Source organism: Streptomyces sp. Tu6071 (assembly GCF_000213055.1).
Classification (GTDB): domain Bacteria; phylum Actinomycetota; class Actinomycetes; order Streptomycetales; family Streptomycetaceae; genus Streptomyces; species Streptomyces evansiae.
Map to the genome: position 1 here is coordinate 7,021,870 of NZ_CM001165.1, position 25,004 is coordinate 7,046,873.

A 25,004-nucleotide genomic window follows, 5' to 3' on the forward strand; every position below is an offset into this window, starting at 1 on the left:
ACCCGGTTTTCCCTGGACGCGAGGGGGCACGCGACTGTCACGGAGCACCACGAACCCGTCACCGCGGGGGTGAGCGATGAGCATGTGCAGAGTCCGAGGGCGGCGGCCCGGTACGGGGAGTCAACCCGTACCGGCCGCCGCCCCTTCCCGTTCCCGGCCCTTCTCTCAGTCCGGCCCGTCCAGCCACGAGTACAGCGCCTCCCGCGCGTCCGTTCGCCGTCCGGCGCGGCGCGCGAGTTCCCAGCGCTCGTCGCCGAGCGCCCCCCGCGCGAGCGCCTCGTACCGCTCGCGCAGGGGGGCCAGCTCGGGGGTGCCGCGCTGCGGGTGCCCCGAGGTCGCCCAGAAGCTCTCGGCGATCCCCGACATCCGCGCCGCCCGCTCCGCCTGCCCCGCCGCGCTCAGCGTCGCCGCGAGCAGGTCGAGGCACAGCGCGGTGCCGAAGGAGTCCTCGATCGCCCGCTTGCTCTCCAGCGCGGCCCGCGCGTAACGAAGCGCGGGCTGCGCCCTGCCCTCGCCGAGGTGGACGAGCGCGAGCTGGTAGTCGAAGTACGACAGAGCCCAGCGCTCCCCGAGCGCGAGGCACCGCGCCCGCAGCCGTTCCGCCTCCTCGCGCGCCCGTTCCCGCTCCCCGAGCGCGGTGTACGCGAAGACCCGGACGAGCAGGCAGCGCAGCCTGCCCGGCGATCCCGCGTCCGGTCCCGGCGCCGCGTCGAGCCCGGCCTCCGCGCGCGCGAGCGCCCTCGCGGGATCGCCCGTCAGCAGCGCCGTGAGGCCGCCCGCGTACGCCGCGCCCAGCATCCCCTCGCGATCCCGCTCCCGCTCGGCCGTCTCCGCCCCCCGCGCGCTCACCTCCTCGGCCGCCGCGTACTCGCCGTGCAGCGCGTAGGCGACGCCGAGCGCCCACAGCGCCCGCGTGCGGTGGGGGCCGGTGGCGGACGGGTTCTTCAGCGCCGTCTCCAGCCGGGCCCGCATCTCGTGCAGCCGCCCGCAGCAGGCCCAGAAGAAGACGAGCCGCCCCGCGACGTCCAGCGCCTCGTCGGGGCGGTACTCCGTCAAGTACGTGAGGGTCGCGTTCACTTCGCCGTACGCCTCGCGCGCCCAGCGGAACCACGTGATCTGCCGGGGCCCGAGCCACTCCTCGTCCGCGAGGCGCACGAGGCGCGCGTAGTACGCGGCGTGCCGCGCCGCCAGCGCCTCGTGCTCGTCGGTGCCGAGCCGCTCCAGCCACTGGGCGCCGTACTCGGCGAGCGTGTCGAGCATCGACCAGCCGCGCCCGTGCCGGCGCAGCACCGAGCAGGCGAGGAGGCGGTCGAGCCCGGCGGTGACGTCCCCCCGCGAGAGCGGACCCCCGGCGCACACCTCGCGCGCGGCCTGGAGGTCGAAGGGTCCCCGGAAGACGGTGAGGCGTGCCCAGAGCAGCCGGTCCGCCGGGAGGCACAGCTCGTGGCTCCAGCCGATCGTGGTCCGCAGCGTGCGGTGCCGGTCGGGGCCGCCCTCGTGGCGCGCGGCCCCGACCCCCTCCTGCCACTCGGTGCCGATGACCTCGGGCCACTCGGCGCCGATGCCGCCGTGCCACTCGGTGCCGGGGTCCGCCTGCCGTTCGGCGACGAGGGTGTCGAGCCGTGACTCCAGGCGGCGGGCCAGCTCGTCGAGCGGCAGCCGGGCGGCCCGCGCGGCGGCCAGCTCCAATGCCAGCGGGATGCCTTCGAGGCGCGCGCAGATCCGCGCGGCCACCACCCGCTCCCCGGCTGCGAGCCCACCGGGACGCACCGCTGCCACGCCCTCGGCGAAGAGGGCGAACGCCTCGGGCCCGTCCTCGGGCAGCGGCCCGAGCGTCCACACGTACTCCTCGACGAGTTCGAGCGGGCGCCGGGCGCTGATCAGCACCGTGAGCCCGGGACAGGCCGTCAGGAGGTCCCCGGCCAGGTCCCGTACCGCGTCCCACACCTGCTCGCCGGAGTCGAGCACGAGCAGGCAGCGCTGCCGGGCCAGGTAGGCGCACAGCGCCTCGGCCCGCGGACGCGAGGACTGGTCGGCGAGCCCCACCGCGCGCGCCACCTCCGTGAGAAGCTGCCCCGCGTCGCGCACGGGGCCGAGGTCCGTCCAGTGCGTCCCGTGCGCGAACTTGCCCGCGGCCTCGGCGCTCACCTCGCGCGCGAGCCGCGTCTTGCCGATGCCGCCCGGCCCCGTGAGGCTCACGAGGCGGCGGGTTCGCAACGCGTCGAGCAGCGCGGAACGCTCCCGTTCCCTGCCCACGAAGGTGCTGTGCGCGTACGGATTCTGCCCAGGCATTCGTCCAGTCTCGCGCATCGGCCCCGTGGCGGGGCAACCCGGCGCGGGCGCACGGCTGCTGACAGCGCGTCGGTCCGCGCCGTTGCGGGGCCGGGCCGCGACCGGCCGGTAGCCTCGCGTGTGGCCGGGCCGGGCGGGGGCAGGTGGCTGGGTGGGGGGGGGCTTGACGGACCGTACGAGGAGGCAGGGCGTTGTTCGAAGCCGAGGACATCCGGGACTGGCGCGGCCATGACGTGGTGGACGCCGAGGGGCACAAGATCGGCAGCCTGGAGGCCATTTACGTCGACACCACCACCGATCTGCCCGCCTTCGCGACCGTCGTGACCGGGCTGCCCACCAAGCGGAAGCTGAACTTCGTGCCGCTCGACGGCGCGACGGTCAAGCCGGGGGCGCTCAAGGTGCGTTACGACAAGAAGCGGGTGAAGGACGCGCCGTCGATCGACACGGACGGCGAACTCGTCGCCGAGGAGGAGCCGAAGCTCTTCGCCTATTACGACCTCACCTACCAGATCGGGCCGGCCGGAGCCCGGCGGCTCGGACGGCGCTGAGTCGGGACGAGCCGCGCCGGTACGGGACACCGGGGCCGACCCGGGCCCGTACCGGCGCCCGACTGTCGCCTCCCGCGCAGTTAGCTTAGGCTTGCCTAAGTAATCCGCCCGGCCGTGGACTCCGCGGCCGGGCGCGCGTACGGGCCGGGACGCTGCTCCCGGCGGCGGGAGGGGTGCGGCGTGGGACACGGCTGGGAAGGCGCGGTGCTGCGGCTGCTGCGCGCCAGGGACTTCACTCTCACGGTGACCGCGAGTGAGCGCATCGCCCCCGACTACGTACGCCTCCGCGTCACCGACGGCGGCCTCCTCGACGCGAGCGGCACCCTCCCCACGACCTGGGTCCGGCTCTGGTTCCGCCGCAACGGCCGCCCCCACCAGCGCGCCTACACCCTCGTCGACCCCGACCCGGCGAGCGGCACCTTCTCGCTCGACTTCGCCCTGCACGCCGGTACGGCCGCCGACTGGGCGCGCGCGGCCCGCCCGGGGGACACCATCGAGGCGACCGTGCACGGCACCCCGCTCACCCCGCCGCGGCCGGAGCCCGGCCACCTCCTGCTGATCGGCGACACGGCCGCCCTCCCGGCGCTCAACTCACTGCTCGACGCCCACCCCGGCACCCCCGCCACGGTGTGGTTCGAGACCCGGGGGCCCGCCGACGCGGACCTCCCGGTGCGCGTCCGTCCCGGGCCGCACACCCTGCTCCCCATCCCGCGCGAGCGCGCGGGCGAACGCCTCGTGGAGGAGGTGCGGGCCACGCTGCCCCGGTACCTCGGCACACCCGAGGACGCCTGGGCGTGGATCGCCTGCGACACCACGACGACCCGCGCCCTCGCCGCCCACCTCCGCGCCGTCCTCCCCGCCCCGCGCCGCCAGGTCCACGCCCAGGGCTACTGGCGTCCCTGAACCCGCCGCACCGCCTTCTGGCCGGATGCATCGCCCGCAATGACTGAAAACCTTTTACTTCGGATGCTTGGGGCACCCAGTGCCGGGTAAGCGGTCAGAAGACCGCCTGCGGCCAATGTCGGCTGAGCCCGTTTTCGGGGAGGCGAAGTCGGCGTGAAAAAAGTGGAAAGGGATCATTGTGCTGATTGCCCACCCTGTCGTGCTGCGCAAGCTGCTGGCCCGTTACGAAGCCCTGAGCGCCGTGCAGGACCCCGGCGCGGAGACCCTCCGCGACCTCGACGACGTCACGTACACGCTCTGCGTCTCCACCGGGACGCGCACGATCGACGCGGCCCTCGGTGTCGCCCGCGAGCGGCTTGCCCGAGCCGCCGCCGAGGAGCGCACGGCACCTGTGGCACTCCGTGCCAAGGAGTCGGCGCCCCGCCGGATCAGCGGCTCCGGCCCGACCCCCCTCGTCCCCGCCGGGTGACACGTCTGCGATCCTCACGGCGTGAGCCCGTCGCAGCCGGTGGCGGGCCGATGCACAGCCCCTGAGATGGCAGAGAGTCCTTCATTGTGTCTTCCCCCACCCCGATCTATCAGCAGCTCGTCGAGGAGCAGGGTGACGTTCTGAACGACACCCGGCAGACCGCCGACGCGCTTCGCAGGAAGGCGGAGCAGACGCTCGGCCGGCCGGTCGCCCCGGCGCCCGAGCAGCAGCCGGGGCCCGCCGCCCCGCCCCCCGCCGCACCACCCGCGCCGCCCGTCCGGGCGACGCACCCCCACGCGACGACCCCGCCGACGCAGCCGGGCGCCGTCGCACCGGGCCAGACCCCGAACAGCCGGACCGCCCCGCCAGCGGCCCCCGGGCCCCGCCCGCGCACGTTCGCCGACGCGCAGGCCGAGGAGCAGCCGCCCGCCGCGGCCCCGCGCCCCGCCGACGAGCGGCCGGAGCACGCGGCCGAGTCCTGACCCCGCCCGTACGGGTGCCGACCGCGCCCGTACGGGTCCGGGGGTGACCCCGTACCACCGGCACGCCCCGGCTCCGTCTGACCGGTACGCCCCGGCTCCGCACGACCGGTACGCCCCGGCTCCGCACGACCGGCACGCCCCGGTCCCGCACGACCGGACCCCTTCGGCCCGTACACCGGACCGGGGGAGCGCCTACGGCCGGGGAGCGGCCCTCACCCGGGCCGCTCCCCGGCCGTACCCGTTCCGTCACCGTCCCTTTTCGCACCTCCCCTTTCACCACCCCCTTTTCAGCTCCCGTGCTCGGGGTACACCACTTCACGTACCGATGCGGAGTTCCCCAAGGGCTCCCAGTGACGGGGTGAGATCATGCACCACCTGGACCAGGCCGGACAGGCCCTCGCGCCGCCCGGCCCCACCGCCGAAGCAGGACACCACTCACGGCCCGAGCACGCCGCCGAGGCACGCGAGGCCGTGCGGGTCTTCCTCGACGGGCTGAGCCCCGCCGTCGCGGCCCGTACCGCGCAACACCTCCTGCTGCTCGTCTCGGAGCTGGTCAGCAACGCGCTGCGGCACGCGGGCGCGGTGAGCGGGCTGCGGCTGCGCGCGACACCGGGCGCCCTCACCGTCGAGGTGCGCGACCCGAGCCCCGAGCACCCCACTCCCCGGACCCCGCGCCTGGACGGCACGACGGGCGGCTTCGGCTGGCCGATGATCCGCGAGATCGCCCAGTCCCTGACCGTGCGGACGGAGCCGGACGGAGGCAAGACGGTGACGGCGGTCCTGGCCCGCTGAGCATCGCGCCCCACGCCGCCTCGCCTTCCTGCACCGGGCAGTATGCTTCTGCTTGTCTCGCAGAGGTCCGCCACATGGACGCCTGCTCTTCAGTGGGGGTGTGAAGTGGCCGAACGGCCCACGGGGCTCGATTCCTCGCTGCCCAGACCGCGTGCCGCACACGCGGACCCCGGGTGGGAACTCGATGTCACCCTGGTGCTGGTCGAGGACGACGCGGGTGACGCGCTGCTCGTCGAGGAATACCTCGCCGACAGCGCCCTCAACCTCGGTCTCACGTGGTGCAAGACCCTCGCCGAGGCGCAGACGGTCCTCGCCCGCACGGCGGGACCGCTGTGCGTCCTGCTCGACCTGCACCTCCCCGACGTGCACGGCCTCGACGCCGTCCGCCGGGTCCTGACGGCCGCCCCGGACGCCGCGATCATCGTCCTCACCGGTCTCGCCGAGAGCGAGATCGGGCTCGACGCCGTCGCCCTCGGCGCGCAGGACTACCTCGTCAAGAACCGCGTCGACCCCGAGACCCTCGGCCGCGCCGTCCGCTACGCGGTCCAGCGCAAGGTCGTCGAGCGCGCCTCGGCGGCGCTCCAGGTGAGCAGGCTGCGCGCCGAGGAGAACGCCCGCCTCGAACTGGGCCTGCTCCCCACGCCGCTGCTGCGCACCGTGCCCGCCGACTTCTCCGTCGTCTCGCGCTACGAGCCCGGCCGCGACCACGCGCTGCTCGGCGGCGACTTCTACGACGTCGTGCAGACCTCCGACGGCACCGTGCACGCGGTCGTCGGCGACGTCTCCGGGCACGGCGCGGCCGAGGCCGCGCTCGGGGTGTGCCTGCGCGTGGCCTGGCGCGCGGCGGTGCTCACCGGCTGCGTCGGCTCCGACCAGGCGCGGCTGCTCAACGAGATCCTGTGCGCCGAGCGCGCGGGCGAGCACGTCTTCGCCACGTACGTGAGCCTGCGCTTCGACCCCGACCGCCGCACCCTGCACACCGTGCGCGCCGGACACCACGGCAGCATCATCCGCACGCCCGGCGGCATCGAGTGGTACGAGCCGGAGGGCGGCATGGCCCTCGGGCTGCTCGGCCCCGACATGCCCACCTCGGCCTGGCCCGAAGCCGTGCGCGCCGTCGAGCCCGACACCGCCGTCGTCTCCTTCACGGACGGCCTCTTCGAAGGCCGCACGGGACCGGGGACACGGCTCGGCGAGTCCGGGCTCCTCGACCTCGCCCGCCACCACAACGACCTGGCGGGTCCCGATTTCGTCCACACCCTCGTCGAGAAGGTCGCCGAACTCGCCGCACCGGCGGGCGGCCTCTCCGACGACCTCGCCGTCCTGCACCTCGCCTGGGAGAAGAAGTCATGACACAGGGCCACAGCGCGCCCCCGCGCGCGGGCCGTACCGGGCGCCTCTCGGTTCAGGGCTGGATGAACCTCGTCCTCGGCATCCTGGGCGTTCTGCTCGTACTCGCCGCCGTCCTCGTGGCGGCGCAGATATCCCGCACCAACGACCGCACCTCCGACCTCGTCGACCGCATCCAGCCGGCGCGCTCCGCGTCCTTCCGCCTCCAGAAGGCGCTGCTCGACCAGGAGACGGCGGTCCGCGGCTACGCCCTCACGGGGGACGAGTCCTTCCTCGCCCCGTACACCCAGGGCCGCAAGGACGAGAAGCGCTACGGCGACAGCGCCGCCGCTCTCCTCGCGGAGTACCCGAAGCCCGTCGCCGACCTGAAGGATCTGCGCGCGGCGGCGGCGCGGTGGCGCGCGGGCACCGCCGAACCGGTCATGGACCGCGTCCGCGACGGCGCCCCGGTGCCCTCGGGCACCCTGGACTCCAGCAAGACCGAGTTCGACCACATCCGCGAGCTGTTCGACGTGCAGATCGCGCACCTCGACGAGGTCCGGGACAAGGCGAACGACGAGCTGGACGCGGCGAAGCGGCTGCGCGACGGCACCTTCCTCGGCATCCTCGTCGTCCTCTTCGCGGGCGGCGGCGTCCTCGCCGTCCTCCTGCGCCGCATCGTCGGGCGTCCGCTCACGAGCCTCGAACGCGACGCCCAGCTCGTGCGCGCGGGCGACTTCGAGCGGCCCATCGACATCGACGGCCCCTCCGACGTCCGGGCCCTCGGCCTCGCGGTCGAGGACATGCGCCGCAAGATCGTCGCCGAGCTGTCCGAGTCCCGCTCCCGCGAGGCGCTCCTCGCCGAGCGCACCGCCGAACTCGACGCCCAGACCAACGAACTGCAGCGCTCCAACGCCGAGCTGGAGCAGTTCGCCTACGTCGCCTCGCACGACCTCCAGGAACCGCTGCGCAAGGTCGCCTCCTTCTGTCAGCTCCTGGAGAAGCGGTACGGGGACCAGCTCGACGGGCGCGGCAAGCAGTACATCGACTTCGCCGTCGACGGCGCCAAGCGCATGCAGGTCCTCATCAACGACCTCCTCGCCTTCTCGCGCGTCGGGCGCATGGGGGGCGACCTCGTCGAGATGCCGCTCCGCGAGACGCTGGACCGCGCGCTCAGCGACCTGGAGGTGCCCATCGAGGAGGCGGGTGCCGACGTGGAGATCGAGGGCGAACTGCCCCGCGTGCTCGGCGACCGCACGACGCTCACCATGCTGTGGCAGAACCTGCTCGGCAACGCCGTCAAGTTCCGCCACCCCGAGCGCACCCCGCGCGTCCGCGTCACGAGCGTCCGCGAGGGCGACAGGTGGCACTTCTCGGTCACCGACAACGGCATCGGGGTCCCGGAGGAGTTCGGCGAGAAGGTCTTCGTCATCTTCCAGCGGCTCCACAGCCGCGAGGAGTACGGCGGGACCGGTATCGGGCTCGCGCTGTGCCGCAAGATCGTCGAGCACCACGGCGGGCAGATCGGGCTCGACCACTCCGTCACCGAAGGCGCCCGCGTACGCTTCACCCTCCCGGCCCTGCCCGACTCGCCCCCGGCGGGCGAGTCCCCGGCCGACATCCCCGCCCAGTCCCCGGAACCCCAGTCCTCCGCCCCGCTTGGAGCCGCGAAGTGAACACACCAGTTGAGCCCATCGAGGTCCTGCTCGTCGAGGACGACCCGGGCGACGAGCTGATGACGCGCGAGGCGTTCGAGGACAACAAGATCCGCAACACGCTGCACGTCGTGCGCGACGGGCAGGAGGCGCTCGACTTCCTCTACCGCCAGGGCGAGCACGCCGACGCCCCCCGCCCCGACCTGATCCTCCTCGACCTCAACCTGCCCAAGTACGACGGCCGGCAGGTCCTGGAGCGGATCAAGAGCGACGACAACCTCGCCCACATCCCGGTCGTGGTGCTCACGACGTCCTCCGCCGAGGAGGACATCCTGCGCAGCTACCGCCTGCACGCCAACGCGTACGTCACCAAGCCGGTGGACCTCGACCAGTTCATCGCGGCGGTCCGGCAGATCGACGACTTCTTCGTGACGGTGGTCAGGCTTCCGCGCACGGCGGCCTCCTGAACGACGGTCTGACAGAGGCGCGGGCCGGGACCCGTCACAGCGGGTTCGGTGCCCCCAGCGGGTTCGTGCAGAAGCCGCCGCCCACGTGGGCGGCCTCTTCGGGCGGGGGCTCGGGGGCCCCGCGCAGCAGGTCGGCGTACGCCTCGGCGTTGTCCTTCGGCTCGTACCCGAGCGCCCGCGCCTCCGCGAGCGAGTAGACGCGGCGCGTGTTGTCCGAGACGCCCCACACGAGCCGGTAGCCCGGTGACGGGGCGCTCAGGCATGCCTCGAGGAGGCGGGCGCAGTCGTCGGGCGAGAGCCAGGTCACGAGGCCGCGCGGGCCGAGAGGCAGCGGCGTCTCGAAGCAGGAGCCGATGCGCAGCGCGAGCACGTCCATGCCGAACCGCGAGTGGTAGAGGCTGCCGAGTGCCTCGATCGCGGCCTTGCTCACGCCGTAGTACGAGTCCGGGCGGGGCGTGGAGTCGGCGGGCAGCCCCCCGGGCCCCGCCTCGTCGACGCGGCGGAAGCCCACCGCGTGGTTGCTCGAAGCCAGCAGGACCCGCGTGATGCCCGCCTGCCGCGCCGCGTCCAGGACGACCTGGGTCCCGTGGATGTTCGTCGCGAGCACCGCCTCCCAGGAGTTCTCGCGGCTCAGCCCGCCGAGATGGATGAGCGCGTCCACGTCCGCGCACGCCCGCGCCATGACCTCCGGGTCGGTCACCGACCCGGTCACGATCTCCACGTCCTCGCCCTCGGCGGCCGGCTCCTGCGGCGCGAGGTCGAGGAGCCGCAGCACCCGCCCCGGGCGGCGCAGCCGCCCCCGCATCAACTGCCCGACCCCGCCTGCGGCCCCGGTGATCAACAGCCGCTGTGCTCCCACGGATGTGCTCCTTCGTGATGGCCCCCGGGCGGGGGCGACGATGACTTCCCCGGCCCGGCGGGGGGCGCTCAGCGAATACCCGCCCGCCGCAGCTCGCGCCCCAGCCGCGCGGTGACCTCGACGAGCAGCTCGCCGATCTCCCGTACCCCCGCTTCGTCGATCTGGTCCACCGGCAGCGAGCAGCTGATCGCGTCGCTCGCCGGAATGCGGTACGGGACGACGGCGGCCACGCAGCGGATGCCCGGCGTGCCCTCCTCGCGCTCGGTCGCGTACCCCAGCTCCCGCGCCCGCTCGCACGCGGCCCGCAGCCCCTCGCGGCTCACGACGGTGTGCGCGGTGAGCGCGGTGAGCGTGGTGGGGAGGAGCGCGTCGACCTCCGCGGGGGTCAGCTCGGCGAGCAACGCCTTGCCGAGCGCCGTCGCGTGCACGGGCAGCGACCGCCCCACACGCGAGATGAGGTGCGTGGAGCGCTTCGCCTCGCGGGTCTCCAGGTACACAACCTGGTCGCCGCTGCGCCGCGCGTAGTGCGCGGTGAAACCGGTGCGCTCCCTGATCTGCTCCAGGGCCTCGGTCGCGAAGGGCATCGCGGCATCGCGGTCGAGGTAGGCGGTCCCGCAGACGAGGGCGCGGATGCCGAGCCGGTAGCGGGCGGCGCCCGCGTCCTGCTCCAGCCAGCCGACGTCGAGCAGGGTGCGGAGCAGTCCGTGGAGGCTGGAGCGCGGGAAGCCGGTGAGCGTGTGCAGTTCGGCGAGGGTGAGCCAGGTGTCGTGCGCGGCGAAGGTCTCCATGAGGTCCAGCGCGCGCCTGGCCGACTTCACGCCCGTCCCCCCGGCGGCGCGCTCCTCCTCGTCCGCGGCGCTTCCGTCCGCCGGTCGCGCCTTCGCGGACCGTGCCTGTGCCGTCTGTGCGGCCTCCTGTGTGCCCGGTGTCGCCACGCCCTTCAATTCCCCTCTGCCCGCCCGGAGTTGATCGTCCCGGAGCCATCCGCGCCCATGCGTTCCAGCCGTCCTTGTGCGCTCCGTTGACTTGTGACGGGGGCCATATTAGCTTCCGTCGCGTTCATGGAGATGGACAGGTTCCAGTACAGCATACGCGTTCATGTGTGTGAACGCCTCGCGGAATGACGGACGCTGAAAGGAAGTCATCGATGCATGCGTTCGACTGGACGGTCATGTGCGCGTACTTCGGGCTCATGGTCCTGATCGGCTGGTGGTCGCACCGCAGGGTCGGCGACGTGAAGGACTTCTTCACCGCCGGGGGGCGGATGCCGTGGTGGCTCGCCGGGATCTCGCACCACATGTCCGGCTACAGCGCGGTGCTCTTCGTCGCCTACGCGGGGGTCGCCTACACGACCGGGATCACGGTCTACTTCTGGGGCTTCGCCTCCATCGGCGTCGGCGTCGGGATCGGGAGCTGGCTCTTCGCCGCGCGCTGGAACCGGCTGCGCTCGCGGTTCGGCGTCGCCTCGCCGCTCGAATACCTGGCCCGCCGCTACAACGTCGCGACGCAGCAGGCCCTCGCCTGGAGCGGCAGCCTCCTCAAGGTCGCCGACATCGCGGCCAAGTGGTTCGCCGTCGCGACCCTGCTCAACGTCTTCGCGGGGATCGACTACAACCTCGGCATCCTCATCACCGGCGTCATCACGCTCGTCTACTGCACGATCGGCGGCCTGTGGGCCGACGCCCTCACCGAACTCGGGCAGTTCGTCATCCAGGGCGCCGCCGCGCTCGTCATGATCGTCGTCGTGCTCCACAAGCTCGGCGGGATCTCGGCGGTGTGGACGATGTGGGGCGACCTGCCGGACGGCCACCTGCACCCGGCGACCTCGCAGTACACGACGGTGTTCCTGCTCGTCTACGTCCTCGTCAAGACGCTGGAGTACAACGGCGGGATGTGGAACCTCGCCCAGCGCTACATGGCGGCGCCGAGCGCGAGCGAGGCCCGGCGCGGCGCCCGGCTCTCGGCGGCGCTCTACCTGTTCTGGCCGATCGTGCTCATGTTCCCGATGTTCGCGGCGCCGCTGCTCGTCCCCGGCCTCGACAACCCCAACAACTCCTACGCTGTCATGGCCACGACATTCCTGCCGCACGGTCTCATCGGGCTCGTCCTCGCCGGGATCTTCTCCCACACGATGGCGATGGTCTCCTCCGACGCCAACGCCATCTCGGCGGTCATCACCCGCGACATGATCCCCGTGCTCTCGGCGCGCGCCCGCCACTGGACGCAGCGGCAGGGCCTGAAGGCGGCGCGGGTCACGACGGTCGTCTTCGTGCTGCTGACGATGGCCGTCGCGACGCAGGCCGAGAACCTCGGCGGCGTGCTCCAGATCGTCGTCAACTGGGTCGCCGCGCTCATGGGCCCGATATCCGTCCCGCTCCTGCTCGGGATGCTGCCGCGCTTCCGCACCTGCGGACCGCGCGCGGCGCTCGTCTCCTGGGCGAGCGGCCTGATCGCCTACGCGCTCGTCTACTACGTCTTCGACACCTCGCAGACGTGGCTCGTCGCGACCCCGGTCCTCGTCTCGCTGGCCCTCTACGCGGGACTCGGTTTCCTGCTCCCCGAGCCCTCCGAGGCGACGGAGGACGTCCTCGCGCGTCTCTCCGACGCCGGCGACGACCCGTCGGGGCCGCCGCACGCGAGCGAGGAGAGCCCGGTACGGGCCTGAGCGCGCTCCCGGCGGGCGGCGCCGCGTCCCGGTGCGCCGGTACGGGGCCGCCGCGACGTTCCTCCGGTACGGGGCTCAGTGGTGTCCCGCACCGGAGGAACGCAGCCGGGACCGGCGACCGCGGTGCAGCGCCGCGCGCTCGCGCTCGTCGAGTCCGCCCCACACCCCTGAGTTCTGCTTGCTCTCCAGCGCGTACTCCAGGCACTCCGCGCGCACCGGGCAGCCGGCGCACACCCGTTTCGCCTCCTCGCGCTGCACGGCTCCCGGGCCCTCGGTGCTGACGGGGAAGAAGAGTTCGGGATCGGTGTCCGTGCAAGCGGCGCGGTGCATCCACTCCATGGGTGATCACTCCTCGTATCGGAAACGTTCCGATGCGAGTGACCGGCCCGCTCGCCCCCAAACCCCGCGGCACGCCCTTCACGGCCGCCGCCGCACACCCTTCACGCGAGCCACGCCGTACCTTCGCGGGACGGGCGGGGGAGGGGCGGCGAGCCCCCGGCGGGGCGGTCTCACTCCTCGTCGCCCTCGATCTCCTCCGGCACGGTGTCCGCCGGGAGCCCGTAGTACGCGTACAGGGCGCTCTCTTCCGCGGCGTCGATGTGGTCCTCCGCGTCGCCGGGGCGCGGCGCGTCCCGGACGCGGTCCTTCGGCCACGGGACGGTGATGCGACGGCCCTCGCGGACCGCGCCCGCGAGCGGCACGAAGTGCTCGCGCAGGCCCAGCAGCCCCGTACGGACCGTGACCCACTCGGGACGCCCCGTGCGGTCGTCCAGGTAGACCTCGTCGACGCCGCCGATCTTCTCGCCGCCGTCGTCGTAGACATCGAGGCCGTCCAGCTCACCCGGCGCACCGAGCCGCTTGCTCTTCGCCACCGTGACCACCTCCTCGCCGTACGGTGTCCCCCCTCCATGGCGCACCCGGCACGCCCCCGGGGCAACCGGAGGAGCCCGTCGCGTGCGAAGCTCTCGCCCATGACGACGGACAGCACGCACGCGGTGGAGTGGACGGCGGGGGAGTGGCTGAACCGGCCGCCCGCGCTCCGTACGGACGAGGAGGACGGGGCGCTGCTCGTCACGGCGGCCGAGGGCAGCGACTTCTGGCGCACGACCTCCTACGGCTTCGTACGGGACACGGGCCACGCCCTGCTCGCGCCCTTCGCCCGCGACAGCGCCGTGGAAGTCACCTTCCGCGCCGACCTCCCCGAGCTGTACGACCAGGCCGGCCTCCTCGTCCGGGTCGCCCCGGACACCTGGGTCAAGGCCGGAGTCGAGACGAGCGACGGCGTCCCGCACCTCGGGGCCGTCGTCACCCACGGCACCTCGGACTGGTCCCTCGCGCCCGTCCCCGACTGGGCGGGCCAGGACGTCACGATCCGGGTGAGCCGCACGGGCGACGCCCTCACGGTCCGCGCGAGGACGGCCGCGAGCCCGTGGCGCATGGTCCGCCTCGCCCGGCTCGACCCGGAGGCGGAGGCCACGGCGGGCCCGTTCTGCTGCTCCCCGGAGCGCGCCGGGCTGACCGTCCGGTTCACCCGTTTCACGACCGGCCCGGCGGACCGGGGGCTGCACGAAGGGGTGTGAGGGGACGCGCGGGCCGCCAAGCCCCGGGCCGCGCTTCGTCCGGCCGGGCTCCCGGCCCCGCGCCGCTTCGGGCTCCGCTCAGCCCGCACCGTTCAGGCTCCGCCCGCCCGCGCCGCTTCAGGTCCGCCCGCGCCGCTTCAGGCGTCCTGCCCCGCCCGCGTCTTTCTCCCTCTCGCGGTGCCGCTCCGCTGGCCCGGCAGGCGGGACCCGGGACGGCGGGGGACGAGGCGGGTCCTGGCGCGGGTCAGCAGGGGGTGGCGTTCGCGTTGTTCGCGGGCGTTGCGGTCGAGTTCGTCCAGGAGCCGCTGGGAGCGCTGTTCCAAAGCGAGTTCGGCGAGGATGCGGTCGACCTCGGTCAGGAGCGCCCCGTACAGGTACCAGTGACCGTCCTCCGTGCGGGCGCTCTCGCGCAGCAGCGTGCCGACGCGGGCGCGTTCGCGGCGGGCGGCGTGGAGTTCGGCGGCGAGGCGGTCCTCGGCGGCCTCCGCGCTCTCGCTCACCGGGTGCGTCACGAGCACCGAGAAGCTGACGATCGCGTCGGCGACCTGGGCGAGCAGGCTTTCCACGGCCCGCGCGGCCTTCGGCTCGAAGAGCGCGGCGGTGTCCTCGGACTCCCGTACCCGGGCCAGGTCCGTGAAGGTGCGCGCGAGCACCCGCAGGACCACCGTGCAGATCTCCAGCGTGTCGAGCCCCGTGCGCAGCACGACCCGGTTGAGCAGCCCCTCGCGCACGCGCGGGTTGAACCGCAGGCTCTCCTCCGCCTGCCGCAGCGCCGCGTCCACCTCCGCGATGTCTTTGTCGAGATCGCGCGCCTCCTGGAGCGTGGCCCGGGTCTCGCGCACCGGGTCGCTGCTGCTCAGCTCCTCGCCGATGCGCAGCAGGAGCCGCCGCATCCGCCGGGCCAGATCCTCCAGCGCGTCCCCCGCCGTCCCGGTCCACACCGGCGGCGCGAGCACGACGTTGACGAGCAAGCCCACCGCCGCGCCGATCACCGTTTCGAGCACCCGGTCCCAGGCCGTGTCCGTGACCCGGCTGACGCCGAGCACGAGCATCGCGCTGATCGCCACCTCCGGCACGAACTCGCTCACCCGCACGAGGTGCCCCACGACGAGCGCCGCCAGGATGAGCAGCCCGAGGCTCCACCACGTCAGCCCCACGAGCGCGCTGAACCCGATCGCGACGAGGACCCCCGCGATGACCGCGTTGACGCGGCGGACCCCGCTGGTGAGGGTCGCGTAGAGCGTGACCTGCACGGTGATGAGCGCGGTGAGCGGGGCGGTGAGCGGGGCCGGGGTGTCGCTCACGTGCTGCGCGACGACGTACGCGAGCGTCGCGGCCCCCGCGGCCCGTACGGAGCGCACCACGGTCGCCTCGCGCCGCACCCGCCCCCACAGGTGCGCCACGCGCGCCGGCGCGGTGCCCTCGCCGCGCAGCCGCCGCCACGACGCCCCCAGCTCTCCCCTGAGCTTCGCCCGCTGTTGATCAAGCACGCCGGTTTCCTTCCCACTTCCGGCGCGCGCAGCCCTGCGGCGGCGGGTTTCCTGCGGCGCGCGCGGGATCGATCCCTTCATGGATGAGGAGGGCCGCATTCATGCATTGGACGCATTGGATGGGTCATGCATACATTTTTCGCGTGACCCCGCCCCCCGCCGAAGACCCCTCCGCCGCCGGTTCCTCAGCCCCCACCGCCCGCACCCCCGTCGCCCCGCTCGCGCTCCCGCCGCCCCACCGCGCGGGCACCCCCGCCTTCCGGCGGGCATCGGGCGCCCTTTTTGCCGCCGGCCTCGGCACCTTCATGACGCTCTACTGCGTCCAGGCGCTCCTGCCCTCCCTCGCGCACGACCTCGACCTCTCCCCGGCGGGCGCCTCGCTCAGCGTCTCCGTCGCGACGCTCGCGATGGCCATCGGCGTCATCCCGCTCACCGCGCTCTCGGACGCCTGGAACCGCACCACGATGATGTCGCTCGCGCTCGGCGCCGCGGCCGTCTTCGGCGTCGCCTCCGCCTTCGCCCCGAACTTCCCCGTCCTCCTCGTCCTGCGCCTGCTCCAGGGCCTCGCGCTCGCCGGGCTCCAGGCCACCGCGATGTCGTACCTCTCCGAAGAGGTGCACCCCGGCTCGCTCGGCGGCGCGATGGGCCTGTACGTCGCCGGCAACGGCATCGGCGGCATGCTCGGCCGCCTCGCCGCGGACGGCGTCCTCCAGGTCACCCACTCCTGGCGCTGGTCGATCGGCGCGGTCGGCGTCATCGCCGCCGTGTGCGCGCTCGTCTTCCGCCTCACCATCCCGGCATCGGTCCGCTTCGTCCCCAAGGGCGCCTCCCCCCGCGCCCTCGCGCGCGGCGTCGTCCGGGCCCTGCCGGACAGCGGGCTGCTGCGCCTCTACCTCATCGGCTTCGTCGCGATGGCCGCCTTCGTCACCGTCTACAACTACCTCGGCTTCCGCCTCATCGCCCCGCCCTTCTCGCTCTCCGAGGGCACCGCCGGACTGCTCTTCGTCACCTACGTCTCCGGCTCCTTCTCCTCCGCGCTCGCGGGCCGCCTCGTCGACCGCCTCAGCCGCCGCCTCGTCCTCGTGCCCGCGCTGCTCGTCACGCTCGGCGGCCTCGCGCTCATGCTGATACCGAGCCTCGGCGGGGTGATCCCCGGGCTCGTCGTCTTCACCATGGGCTTCTTCGCCGCGCACGCCGTCGCGAGCGGCTGGGTCGGGGCCCGTTCGAAGGCCATCGGGGTCCAGGGCGCGGCCGTCTACCTGTTCTTCTACTACGTGGGCAGCGCGCTCGGCGGCTCGGCGGGCGGCACCGTCTACGGCCACGGCCACTGGAGCGCGCTCACCCTCTACTCCGGCGTCCTCGTCCTCGTGGGCCTGCTCAGCGCGCTGAGCCTCGGCCGCTCGCGGAACGGCGGCGGCACCGGCGCCTCCGGCGCCGCCGCCTCGGGCGGGCGGCGCCCCACCACCGCGGTGGAGGTGCCGGCCGCCGCGCCCCGTACCCCGGAACGCTCCTGAGCAGGGGTGATCACCCCCCGACACCTCTCGTGTTGCGGGGGTCACCCTTTCGGTCCAGATTGGCTATGACCCTCAGAACGTCAGCGCTCACCCCCCGTGTACGGGGGCAGGGGTGTGGGCTTCGGGTAAGGAGCCAAGAGTCATGGCTGGTGTGGTCAACCGCCGCTACCACCTCGCGTGCGAACCCACGCGGGAGCGGCTTTCCCAGATGCGGCGCATCGCCGCCGCCCACCTGCGCCACTGGGGCCTGGACCTCCAGGTCGCCCCCGTGTGCGCGGCCCTGGACGAACTGCTGCGCAATGTCGTCGAGCACGCGGGGACCGACGACGGGCGGTGCGCGCTGGAACTGCGCTGGAGCGGCAGACAGCTCACCGTCTCGGTCTCCGACCCCGACCCGCGGCTGCCCCGACTGCACTCCGCGAGCACGGGCGGCCTCGGCCGGGTCGCCGCGCTGAGCGACAGCTGGGGCACGTGCGCCACCGAGGACGGCGGCAAGGTCGTCTGGTTCACGCGCAGGGTCGCCGACGCCCAACGCGTGCCCCTCCCGCAGCCCGTCCCCGACGCGCTCGCCCCCGAGGAGCAGCCGCTGCCCGTACCCCTGCCGGTGCCGCAGGAGGGCGAGCCCGCTCCGGCGGAGCAGCCGCTGCGAGCCGCGGCCGAGGCGCGGTGAGCGCCGTGGACGGCGTAGGGGCACCGGCCTGGCCCGCCGGAGCGGTCCGCCGCACCGGCGCGCACCGCGCCACGGGGCCCCTGCGGCCCGTACGCGAACGGCAGCCCGCGCCCCCGCCCGCCGCGCCCACCCCCGCTGCGCCCCGAGCGCCGCGCCGTGGCGCGCGTGCTCGACCGCTACCGGGCCTGGGAACGGCTCACGCTCGACCACCCCGCGAACGGCACCGTGCGCCGCCGCTTCGAGGCGACCGCGTACACGCTGTGCGTCCTCATGGCGCGCCGCACGAGCCGCGAGGCGGCCCACGCGGCCGAGCACTACCTCGGCGTCACCCGCCGCCGGGGCCGCGCGATCGCCCCGCCCGAGCCGGACCGTCCCGAACCGGTGCCCCCGGGCCGCCCCCTGCGCCCCGTCGCACCGCGCGACGCGGTACCCGTGGGCTGACACCCCGCACCACGGCCCCGCCCCGTACCCGCACGGGGGCGGGGCCGTGTCCTGCCGCCCCTCAGCCGCCGGGCGGCCCGGAGTAGGCCGCGCGCCCGGCGCCCGGGCGGGGGATGTTCCCGCCGACGGCGAGCGCGCGCAGCACCTCCGGCAGCACGTCGCCGAGCATCACCGGCTCGTCCGTCGTGCCGCGCCCTGCCGCCGCCTCGCCGCTCCCGCGTCCCCGTACCGCCGTCGTCGCCGTCCCGCTCATCCCGGTCACCCCAGTCCCGTGGGTGCAGTGTCTACGTGCCGGGCATCCTCGCACCGGGGTCTGACAACGGGGTGACGGTACGGGGACGGGCGGGCGAGGTCCCGGGGCTCAGCGCCGTTCCAGCACCCCCCGCACGAACGCCGCCTGGCCCGCGTGCTGGTGGCAGTCCCCGAGGACGCTCACGAGGCGGACGCCGAGCGTGACCGGGGGCGACCAGTTCTCGTCGACCACGCGGTCCAAGTCCGCGTCCGAGAGCCCCGACACGTACGCGAGGCTGCGTTCCCGCACCGCGTCGAAGTAGCCCAGCAGCGGTTCCGGCGCGCTCACCCGCACCCGGCCCACCTCCGCCGCGCTCATCCCGTATCCGGTCGCCCCGTCGGGGAACGGCAGCCCGAGCCGCTCCGCCCACCCGGACCCCGTCCACACCTGCTCCTCGCCCGCCGCGTCCGCGATGTGGTCGTCCTGCACCCGGCTCAGGTGCCACACGAGCCACGCGATCGAGTTCGCCCCCGGATCGAGGCGCTCCCCGAGCTGCTCGCCCGTCAGGCCCTCGACCGCCGCGTGCACCTCCTCCGAAATCCGCCCGAACCCGTCACTGAGCAGCTCCGCACCGCGCATCGCGCGCACCACCTCTCGTCGGCACCGGCCCCGGGACGCCCCCGGCCGCCTCCCCCACCATGCCGCCTGCCCCCCGCCCCCGCACCCGAACCGGCGCGGGGGCCGCCCCCCCCCGCTCTGCGGATTTAGTAGCCATGGACATCATGTCTATGTACTCTCTTCGGCATGAGCAAGGCGTCGCCGGGGCCCACTCCCGGTTATCTGGTGTGGCGGCTCGCCAACAAGTGGCGGGTGGCGGTCGATCGGGCGGTGGCCCCGCTGGGGCTGACGCACGCGCAGTACGTCGTGGTCGCCTCCCTGTACGGCATGGGGCGGTCGGGGGAGCGGCCCAGCCAGCGGCGGCTCGCCGACCACACCGGCTTGGAGGCGCTCTACGTCTCGAAGCTGGCGCGCGCGCTGGAATCGGCCGGCCTCCTCGCGCGCACCCGGGACCCGCACGACCCGCGCGCCGTCCAACTGGCCCTCACCGACGAGGGCGCGGACATCGCGAGCCGCGCCATCGACCTCGTCCAAGACCTGCACGAGCGTCTCCTGACACCGCTCGGCGGCCCCGGCACCGCGCGGACCGTCGCCTTCACGGACGAGCTGACCGCTCTGCTCGGCACCCCTCTCGCTCCACCCGTACCGCACGACCAGCGCACGCAGAGGAGCACACCATGACCACCACGACCCCCGCCGCGGACGCCCGCGGCCTCGCCCTGGCCCACTACGCCGCCCGCGCCGTCCTGGAGCACTTCCTCGCCCGGCACGGCGTCACCTTCCCGCAGCAGGTCGCCCTGCGTGCCGCCGTGACGGCCGAGTCCCCGCGCACCCCGGACGCGCTCGCCGCCGAGGTGCGGGACTCCCTCAAGGCCGACCCCGTAACCGTCCGCGCCGACCTCGACGCACTGCTCGCCAAGGGGCTGCTCGCGACGGACGGCGCCCACCTCCGCCCCACCGACGCGGGCCGCGACCTCCTCGCCACCACGGCGGCGGAGGTCGCCCCCTTCACGGCCCGTGTCTGGGCCGGAATCCCCGCCGACGACCTGGCCGCCGCGGGGCGCGTCCTCGCGCAGGTCACCGCGCGCGCCAACGCGGAACTCGCGACCCTGACGCCGTGACGCCGTGACGCCGTGACGCCGTGATGCCGTGATGCCGTGATGCCGTGATGCCGTGACGCCGTGGCAGTCCGGCGGGCGCGGCGGGCTGGGGCATCCGCCGCCGGAAGCCGCGCCACCTGCGGCGCGGGATGCGGCGGGAGGACGTGGCGGGCGTGTGCGACCGTGGGCGGTCCCTCACCCGGGGCCGCCCGGGGTCGCGTTCCCGCTGTCGGCGCGTAGCGGTCCGCACCCCCGGGCCCCGGAAGCGACAAGGTGCGTCGTTCCCCGTCAGTCCCCTCATGAACGGCTGCCGGGCATCCCAGGCCGATCCGTCCGCGCGGGGCCGAGAGCACCGGAGTGATCGGAAGCACCGGAGCGGTCGGGAGCACGGGAGGGTCGGGGGCACGGGAGCGGTCCGAAGAACGGGGGCACCCCTCGTCTCGACGCGGCGCCTGGGGCAGGATGCCCATCCGTGCGGGATGGCGGGGCGGAGGTCGCCACCCGTGCCCCGCGGCCGGACGAGGCCGTGACCCGCTCCGACACTCACGAAAGGGGCCGTCCTGTGGCCGAACCGGTGGCTCACCTGGACTGGGGCGGTGACGGTCCGCCCGTCCTGCTCCTGCACGGCCTCGCCGGGTACGCGGGGGAGTGGGAGCCGGTCGCCGTGCGTCTGCGCGAGCGGGGGCACCGCGTGCTCGCGATGGACCTGCGGGGGCACGGCGGCAGTGTGCGCCACCCGCGCGACACGAGCGCGAACGCGCACGCCGACGACGTCGCCGGGCTGCTTGAGCGCCTCGGTGCCGGGCCCGCCGTACTCGTCGGGCAGTCGCTCGGTGGACGGGTGGCCCTGCGCGTCGCGGCCGAACACCCCTCCCTCGTACGGGGCCTGGCGCTCGTCGAGGCGGATGCGCGGCCCGCGTCCGGGGCGCCCGGCGATGCCGCGATCCGCTGGCTGCGGTCGTGGCCGCTGCCCTTCCCGGACCGTGCGAGCGCCGCGGCGTGGCTCGGCGGGGGAGCGGTCGGGGACGCGTGGGCGGGCGGGCTCGAAGAGCGCGACGGCGGCCTCCGGCCGCGCTTCGACGTGGACGTGCTCGCTCGGCTCTTCGACGCCCTTCTCCGCGCGCCCTCCTGGCCCGCCTGGACCGCGCCGGGACTGCCCGTCCTGCTGCTCGTCGCCGAGCACGGCATCCTCGCCCCGGCGGCGGTGCGGGCCATGCTCGCCGCACGGCCCGACGCCTGGTCCCTCGGGGTGCCGGGCGCCGGGCACGACGTGCACCTCGAACGGCCGGACGCCGTGGCCGGGTTCCTCGACGCGTTCCTCGCGGCCCGCGTCTGAGGTCCCCGGCCCCGGCCTCCCGGTTCACTCCTTGGCGCCGTCCGTGCCCGGCCTCGGTGGCAGGCTGTCGCCCTCGATGTCGACGTTCGGCACCGCCTTGTCGAGCCAGCGGGGGAGCGCCCACGCGTAGCGGCCGAGGAGGGCGAGGACGGCGGGGACGACCGTGAGGCGGACCACGAAGGCGTCGAGGAGCACACCGATCGTCAGGGCGAAGCCGATGGACTTGATGATCGGGTCGTGGTTGAAGATGAAGCCGCCGAAGACCGAGGCCATGATGAGCGCCGCCGCCGTGACGACCCGTCCGCTGCGCTCCACGCCGTGCTCGACGGCGGCGCGGGCGTCGCGGTGGTGGTGGTAGTGCTCGCGCATGCGGCTCACGAGGAAGACCTCGTAGTCCATCGCGAGCCCGAAAAGCACCCCGATGAGCAGGACGGGCAGGAAGCTGACGATCGGTGCGGCGGCGGCGACTTGGAAGATCCCGTCGAGGTGCCCGTACTGGAAGACCCACACCACCGCGCCGAGGCTCGCCGCGATCGAGAGCAGGAAGCCGAGCACCGCCTTGAGCGGGACGAGGACCGAACGGAAGGCGATCATGAGCAGGAGCAGCGCCAGGACGACGATGATCGCGATGAAGAGCGGCAGCGCGCTGGAGAGCTTCGCCGAGACGTCGATGCCCGCGGCGGTCTGCCCGGCGACGTAGGCCGTGCCGCCCGCCCGGTCGACGGGCTTGGTCGCCTCGTCGCGCAGCCGGTGCACGAGGTCCGTCGTGCGCTGGTCGTCGGGGCCGGACTTGGGGACGACGCCGAGGACCGTGAGGGTGCCGTCCTTGTTGGTGTTGGGGGGCGCGAGGGTCGCGACGTCGGGGTCCTTCTGGACCGTCGCGGCGACCTGCTTGACGATGCCCTCGCGTTCCTTCGCGGGCACCTTCGTCCCGTCGACGGCGATGAGCAGCGTCGCGTTGAAGCCGGGGCCGAAGCCCTTCTGGAGGAGTTCGTAGCTCTTGTGCTGGGTGCTCGCCGTGGGCTGCGTCTCGTTGCTCGGCAGGCCCAGGCGCAGGCTCTTCGCGGGGACCGCGAGGGCGAGCATCCCGACGACGCACACGACGAGCACCGGGATCGGGAAGCGCGTCATGAGACGCCCCCAGGCCAGCCCCCAGGCGCCGGGCACGCGCCCGCGGCCGGGATTGCCCGTGGCGCCCGCAGCGCCCTCAGTGTCTCCGGCCCCCGCCGTCCCGCCCTGCTTCGCCTTCGGCCGCAGCCGTTCGCCGAGGAAGCCGAGGAGCGCCGGTACGAGCGTGAGCGCGACCAGTACCGCGACGAGCACCGTGCCGGCCGCCGCGAGGCCCATCACCGTCAGGAAGGGGATGCCCGCCGAGGCGAGCGCGGCGAGGGCGATGATCACGGTGACACCGGCGAAGGTGACCGCGCTGCCCGCCGTCGCGGTGGCCCGCCCGATCGAGTCGTGCACGTCCTCGTCCGGGTCCGCGAGCTGTTCGCGGTGGCGCGAGACGAGGAAGAGGGCGTAGTCGATGCCTACCGCGAGGCCGATCATCAGCGCCAAAATGGTCGCCGTGTTCGTCATCTCGATGAACCGGGACAGGAACTGCACCGTCATCACGCCCACCCCGACGCCGATCACGGCGGTGAGCAGCGGGAGTCCGGCGGCGAGCAGCGAGCCGAGCGTGACCGCGAGGACGACGAAGGCGATGACGATGCCGATGACCTCGGCCGGGCCGCCCACCTCGACGGGCGGTGTGGAGACCGTGCCGCCGAGTTCGGCCTTGAGGCCCGCGTCGCGGGCCGGGTCGAGCGCGTCGTCGAGCTTGTCCTTCGCGGACTGCGGCACGTCCTGCGCGGGCTTGCCGAACACGGCGTCCGCGTAGGCGATCGTGCGGTCCTTCGAGACGGTGCCCGTCTTCGTGGGATCGGCGACGTCGAGGACGCCGGGGACCGCGGCGACCTTCTTGAGCGTCGCCCCGATGGCGCGCTGTTCCTTCGCGCCCGTCAGCGTGTCGCCCTTCGGCGCCTCGAAGACGACACGCGCGGTGCCGCCCGCCGCCTCGGGGAACTTCTCCTTGAGGAGGTCCTGTGCCTCCTGCGACTCGATCCCCGGCACCGAGAACTCGGTCGACAGCTTCCCGTTGAGGGTCGTGCCGAGCCCGACCGCCACCGCGAGCAGCAGCAGCCACACCGCGAGCACTCGCCCGCGGCGGCGTGCCGCCCAACGTCCCAGCGCGTACAAACGTTGTGCCACGGCAGGCTTCTCCCGTTCAAGGCTGTGCTCCGCGCGGACCGGCTCCGCGAGATTTCTGCACTCTAGTGCATCTTTGCAGTCATCGGTAAATTTGCAGTGCGCCGAAGGCTCGTGGCGGCGCGTCCCTCGCTATGCTCGATGTCATGCACAGGGTCACTGACGGGGCGGGGTTGCGGGAGCGGGGCAAGGCCAAACGGCGGGCCGCCATCACGCGCGCGGCCTTCGAGCTCTTCGCCGAGCAGGGCTTCGACGCCACGACGGTCGCGGAGATCGCCGCCGCCGCCGAGGTCTCGCCGCGCACCGTGACCCTCTACTTCCGCTCCAAGCAGGACATCGCCTTCGCCACGTTCGACAGTTCCGTCGAAGCGCTCACCGAGGCCCTGCGCTCGCGTGCCCCCGGTCTCCCCGCCGTACACGCCCTGGAGAGCTGGTTGCGCGAGGAACTCGCCTGTCACGACGACCTCGACGAGATGGGCGTGCGCATGTTCGAGGCGAACCCCGAGCTGCGGGCGGTGAAGACGGCGCGCATGGCGGCCGTCATCGAGGAGGGCGCCAGCATCCTCGCCGAGGACACCGGGCAGCGGCCGGGCTCCCTCGGTCCCCGCCTCGCCGCCGCCGCGGCTGCCGCCGTCATCACCGAGATCGTCGAGCACCCCGAGGGCGCCGACCGCAACGGGGCGATCACCCTCGCGATGGCGTTCCTCAGGGGCGGCGTGGACGCGATGATCGCCTCGGAGAACGAGAAGCAGGCCGCCGGGACGTAGCCGCGCCCGAAAGCCTTTGACACGGCCCCGGGGCTCCCCGCATGATCGTCCGCATGCTGATACGCGAGGCCACGGCGGCCGACTGGCAGGCCGTCTGGCCCTTCTTCCGCGACATCTGCGCGGCGGGCGAGACCTTCGCCTACCCCCTCCACCCCTCGGAGGAGGAGGCCCGCGCGATGTGGATGCTGCCCGCCCCGGCGCACGTCGTCGTCGCCGAGGAGGCGGGCACCGTCCTCGGCACCGCGAACATGTACGCCAACCGTTCCGGCAACGGCGCGCACGTGGCGAGCGCGAGCTACATGGTCGACCCCGCGCACCAGGGCCGCGGCACGGGCCGCGCCCTCGTCGCGTACAGCCTCGACTGGGCGCGCGCGGCGGGCTTCCGCCGTATCCAGTACAACGCCGTCGTCGAGACCAACGCCCCCGCCCTCGCCCTCTACCGCGACCTCGGCTTCGAGATCCTCGGCACCCTCCCCGAGGGCTTCCGCCACCCGCGGCTCGGATACGTGGGGCTCCACAGCCTGCACCGGGCGCTGTAGCGGCGG

At 73.9% G+C, this 25,004-nt stretch carries 27 protein-coding genes; 18 read left to right on the forward strand and 9 right to left on the reverse strand.

Features of this window, described 5'->3' with window-relative positions:
* Positions 1-165 precede the first annotated feature (165 nt).
* Positions 166-2,292 carry an ATP-binding protein gene (locus tag STTU_RS29925; protein WP_007829905.1) on the reverse strand — a complete coding sequence of 709 codons (2,127 nt, stop codon included), beginning with the start codon at positions 2,290-2,292 and terminating at the stop codon, positions 166-168.
* 191 nt (positions 2,293-2,483) lie between these two features.
* Between STTU_RS29925 and STTU_RS29930 the strand changes: the two genes are divergently transcribed.
* From STTU_RS29930 to STTU_RS29965, 8 genes are all read left to right on the forward strand, one after another.
* Positions 2,484-2,840 carry a PRC-barrel domain-containing protein gene (locus tag STTU_RS29930; RefSeq protein ID WP_007829907.1) on the forward strand — a complete coding sequence of 119 codons (357 nt, stop codon included), beginning with the start codon at positions 2,484-2,486 and terminating at the stop codon, positions 2,838-2,840.
* 180 nt (positions 2,841-3,020) lie between these two features.
* Positions 3,021-3,743, forward strand: a complete 723-nt coding sequence (locus STTU_RS29935) for a siderophore-interacting protein (RefSeq protein ID WP_007829908.1) — start codon at positions 3,021-3,023, stop codon at positions 3,741-3,743.
* A gap of 178 nt (positions 3,744-3,921) precedes the next feature.
* Entirely contained in the window at positions 3,922-4,212 is a 291-nt protein-coding gene (locus STTU_RS29940; RefSeq protein ID WP_043256751.1) for a DUF5133 domain-containing protein, read from the forward strand.
* 86 nt (positions 4,213-4,298) lie between these two features.
* Positions 4,299-4,694: a hypothetical protein gene (locus STTU_RS29945; protein ID WP_007829910.1), complete on the forward strand. Its 396-nt coding sequence runs from the start codon at positions 4,299-4,301 to the stop codon at positions 4,692-4,694.
* A 366-nt stretch (positions 4,695-5,060) separates the two neighbouring features.
* Entirely contained in the window at positions 5,061-5,486 is a 426-nt protein-coding gene (locus tag STTU_RS29950; protein WP_007829911.1) for an ATP-binding protein, read from the forward strand.
* Positions 5,487-5,528: 42 nt separating this feature from the next.
* Positions 5,529-6,839, forward strand: coding sequence for a PP2C family protein-serine/threonine phosphatase (locus STTU_RS29955; RefSeq protein ID WP_007829912.1), 1,311 nt, complete (start codon positions 5,529-5,531; stop codon positions 6,837-6,839).
* A complete protein-coding gene (locus STTU_RS29960; protein ID WP_043256753.1) occupies positions 6,836-8,491 on the forward strand; it encodes a CHASE3 domain-containing protein in 1,656 nt (551 codons plus the stop codon). The genes STTU_RS29955 and STTU_RS29960 overlap by 4 nt, the downstream gene beginning before the upstream one ends.
* Positions 8,488-8,937: a response regulator gene (locus STTU_RS29965; protein WP_043256755.1), complete on the forward strand. Its 450-nt coding sequence runs from the start codon at positions 8,488-8,490 to the stop codon at positions 8,935-8,937. The genes STTU_RS29960 and STTU_RS29965 overlap by 4 nt, the downstream gene beginning before the upstream one ends.
* A gap of 34 nt (positions 8,938-8,971) precedes the next feature.
* On the opposite strand, the gene STTU_RS29970 is transcribed toward STTU_RS29965, so the two are convergent.
* Both STTU_RS29970 and STTU_RS29975 read right to left on the reverse strand, forming a co-directional pair.
* Complete coding sequence (locus tag STTU_RS29970) at positions 8,972-9,796, reverse strand: NAD-dependent epimerase/dehydratase family protein (RefSeq protein ID WP_007829919.1); 825 nt, start codon at positions 9,794-9,796, stop codon at positions 8,972-8,974.
* A gap of 68 nt (positions 9,797-9,864) precedes the next feature.
* Positions 9,865-10,731, reverse strand: coding sequence for an IclR family transcriptional regulator (locus tag STTU_RS29975; RefSeq protein WP_007829921.1), 867 nt, complete (start codon positions 10,729-10,731; stop codon positions 9,865-9,867).
* A 212-nt stretch (positions 10,732-10,943) separates the two neighbouring features.
* Between STTU_RS29975 and STTU_RS29980 the strand changes: the two genes are divergently transcribed.
* Positions 10,944-12,461 carry a sodium:solute symporter family protein gene (locus tag STTU_RS29980; protein ID WP_007829923.1) on the forward strand — a complete coding sequence of 506 codons (1,518 nt, stop codon included), beginning with the start codon at positions 10,944-10,946 and terminating at the stop codon, positions 12,459-12,461.
* A 75-nt stretch (positions 12,462-12,536) separates the two neighbouring features.
* On the opposite strand, the gene STTU_RS29985 is transcribed toward STTU_RS29980, so the two are convergent.
* Both STTU_RS29985 and STTU_RS29990 read right to left on the reverse strand, forming a co-directional pair.
* On the reverse strand, positions 12,537-12,800 hold the full coding sequence (locus STTU_RS29985) for a WhiB family transcriptional regulator (RefSeq protein ID WP_007829930.1): 264 nt from the start codon (positions 12,798-12,800) through the stop codon (positions 12,537-12,539).
* Positions 12,801-12,970: 170 nt separating this feature from the next.
* Positions 12,971-13,333 carry a PRC-barrel domain-containing protein gene (locus tag STTU_RS29990; RefSeq protein WP_234019338.1) on the reverse strand — a complete coding sequence of 121 codons (363 nt, stop codon included), beginning with the start codon at positions 13,331-13,333 and terminating at the stop codon, positions 12,971-12,973.
* A 99-nt stretch (positions 13,334-13,432) separates the two neighbouring features.
* Here STTU_RS29990 and STTU_RS29995 point away from each other — a divergent pair, with 99 nt between their 5' ends.
* Positions 13,433-14,041 (forward strand): DUF1349 domain-containing protein, encoded by a 609-nt coding sequence (locus tag STTU_RS29995; protein ID WP_043256759.1) that lies wholly within the window; start codon positions 13,433-13,435, stop codon positions 14,039-14,041.
* A gap of 137 nt (positions 14,042-14,178) precedes the next feature.
* On the opposite strand, the gene STTU_RS30000 is transcribed toward STTU_RS29995, so the two are convergent.
* Positions 14,179-15,531 carry an FUSC family protein gene (locus STTU_RS30000; protein WP_043256761.1) on the reverse strand — a complete coding sequence of 451 codons (1,353 nt, stop codon included), beginning with the start codon at positions 15,529-15,531 and terminating at the stop codon, positions 14,179-14,181.
* A 143-nt stretch (positions 15,532-15,674) separates the two neighbouring features.
* On the opposite strand from STTU_RS30000, the gene STTU_RS30005 reads away from it, so the two are divergent.
* The 3 genes from STTU_RS30005 to STTU_RS32305 all read left to right on the forward strand — a co-directional run bounded on the left by STTU_RS30005 (position 15,675) and on the right by STTU_RS32305 (position 18,156).
* Positions 15,675-17,045: an MFS transporter gene (locus STTU_RS30005; protein WP_007829934.1), complete on the forward strand. Its 1,371-nt coding sequence runs from the start codon at positions 15,675-15,677 to the stop codon at positions 17,043-17,045.
* A 142-nt stretch (positions 17,046-17,187) separates the two neighbouring features.
* Positions 17,188-17,715, forward strand: coding sequence for an ATP-binding protein (locus STTU_RS30010; RefSeq protein WP_043256763.1), 528 nt, complete (start codon positions 17,188-17,190; stop codon positions 17,713-17,715).
* Positions 17,716-17,871: 156 nt separating this feature from the next.
* Entirely contained in the window at positions 17,872-18,156 is a 285-nt protein-coding gene (locus STTU_RS32305; protein WP_007829936.1) for a DUF5133 domain-containing protein, read from the forward strand.
* A 61-nt stretch (positions 18,157-18,217) separates the two neighbouring features.
* Here the strand turns inward: STTU_RS32305 and STTU_RS30020 are convergent, their stop codons facing one another.
* Both STTU_RS30020 and STTU_RS30025 read right to left on the reverse strand, forming a co-directional pair.
* Positions 18,218-18,409, reverse strand: a complete 192-nt coding sequence (locus STTU_RS30020) for a hypothetical protein (RefSeq protein WP_106432182.1) — start codon at positions 18,407-18,409, stop codon at positions 18,218-18,220.
* Positions 18,410-18,517: 108 nt separating this feature from the next.
* Positions 18,518-19,027 (reverse strand): mycothiol transferase, encoded by a 510-nt coding sequence (locus tag STTU_RS30025; RefSeq protein ID WP_007829940.1) that lies wholly within the window; start codon positions 19,025-19,027, stop codon positions 18,518-18,520.
* A 165-nt stretch (positions 19,028-19,192) separates the two neighbouring features.
* On the opposite strand from STTU_RS30025, the gene STTU_RS30030 reads away from it, so the two are divergent.
* The 3 genes from STTU_RS30030 to STTU_RS30040 all read left to right on the forward strand — a co-directional run bounded on the left by STTU_RS30030 (position 19,193) and on the right by STTU_RS30040 (position 21,442).
* The gene (locus STTU_RS30030; protein WP_052862441.1) at positions 19,193-19,687 is read left to right on the forward strand and encodes a MarR family winged helix-turn-helix transcriptional regulator; all 495 of its coding nucleotides are present in this window, start codon (positions 19,193-19,195) and stop codon (positions 19,685-19,687) included.
* Positions 19,684-20,127, forward strand: a complete 444-nt coding sequence (locus STTU_RS30035; RefSeq protein ID WP_043256765.1) for a hypothetical protein — start codon at positions 19,684-19,686, stop codon at positions 20,125-20,127. Before STTU_RS30030 ends, STTU_RS30035 begins: the two co-directional genes overlap by 4 nt.
* A gap of 541 nt (positions 20,128-20,668) precedes the next feature.
* Positions 20,669-21,442 carry an alpha/beta fold hydrolase gene (locus STTU_RS30040; protein ID WP_007829947.1) on the forward strand — a complete coding sequence of 258 codons (774 nt, stop codon included), beginning with the start codon at positions 20,669-20,671 and terminating at the stop codon, positions 21,440-21,442.
* Between the two features lie 24 nt (positions 21,443-21,466).
* Here the strand turns inward: STTU_RS30040 and STTU_RS30045 are convergent, their stop codons facing one another.
* On the reverse strand, positions 21,467-23,695 hold the full coding sequence (locus STTU_RS30045; RefSeq protein ID WP_158678815.1) for an MMPL family transporter: 2,229 nt from the start codon (positions 23,693-23,695) through the stop codon (positions 21,467-21,469).
* 143 nt (positions 23,696-23,838) lie between these two features.
* On the opposite strand from STTU_RS30045, the gene STTU_RS30050 reads away from it, so the two are divergent.
* Complete coding sequence (locus tag STTU_RS30050; protein ID WP_234009604.1) at positions 23,839-24,459, forward strand: TetR/AcrR family transcriptional regulator; 621 nt, start codon at positions 23,839-23,841, stop codon at positions 24,457-24,459.
* A 53-nt stretch (positions 24,460-24,512) separates the two neighbouring features.
* The gene (locus STTU_RS30055; protein ID WP_043257857.1) at positions 24,513-24,998 is read left to right on the forward strand and encodes a GNAT family N-acetyltransferase; all 486 of its coding nucleotides are present in this window, start codon (positions 24,513-24,515) and stop codon (positions 24,996-24,998) included.
* Positions 24,999-25,004 lie beyond the last annotated feature (6 nt).

Coding starts and splice junctions, on each gene's coding strand:
- STTU_RS29950 (WP_007829911.1), top strand. CDS start 5,061: ATGCACCACCTGGACCAGGCCGGACAGGCCCTCGCGCCGCCCGGCCCC.
- STTU_RS30025 (WP_007829940.1), bottom strand. CDS start 19,027: ATGCGCGGTGCGGAGCTGCTCAGTGACGGGTTCGGGCGGATTTCGGAG.
- STTU_RS29995 (WP_043256759.1), top strand. CDS start 13,433: ATGACGACGGACAGCACGCACGCGGTGGAGTGGACGGCGGGGGAGTGG.
- STTU_RS29960 (WP_043256753.1), top strand. CDS start 6,836: ATGACACAGGGCCACAGCGCGCCCCCGCGCGCGGGCCGTACCGGGCGC.
- STTU_RS29925 (WP_007829905.1), bottom strand. CDS start 2,292: ATGCCTGGGCAGAATCCGTACGCGCACAGCACCTTCGTGGGCAGGGAA.
- STTU_RS30030 (WP_052862441.1), top strand. CDS start 19,193: ATGAGCAAGGCGTCGCCGGGGCCCACTCCCGGTTATCTGGTGTGGCGG.
- STTU_RS29985 (WP_007829930.1), bottom strand. CDS start 12,800: ATGGAGTGGATGCACCGCGCCGCTTGCACGGACACCGATCCCGAACTC.
- STTU_RS30020 (WP_106432182.1), bottom strand. CDS start 18,409: ATGAGCGGGACGGCGACGACGGCGGTACGGGGACGCGGGAGCGGCGAG.
- STTU_RS30050 (WP_234009604.1), top strand. CDS start 23,839: ATGCACAGGGTCACTGACGGGGCGGGGTTGCGGGAGCGGGGCAAGGCC.
- STTU_RS29980 (WP_007829923.1), top strand. CDS start 10,944: ATGCATGCGTTCGACTGGACGGTCATGTGCGCGTACTTCGGGCTCATG.
- STTU_RS30010 (WP_043256763.1), top strand. CDS start 17,188: ATGGCTGGTGTGGTCAACCGCCGCTACCACCTCGCGTGCGAACCCACG.
- STTU_RS30035 (WP_043256765.1), top strand. CDS start 19,684: ATGACCACCACGACCCCCGCCGCGGACGCCCGCGGCCTCGCCCTGGCC.
- STTU_RS30055 (WP_043257857.1), top strand. CDS start 24,513: ATGCTGATACGCGAGGCCACGGCGGCCGACTGGCAGGCCGTCTGGCCC.
- STTU_RS29955 (WP_007829912.1), top strand. CDS start 5,529: ATGCTTCTGCTTGTCTCGCAGAGGTCCGCCACATGGACGCCTGCTCTT.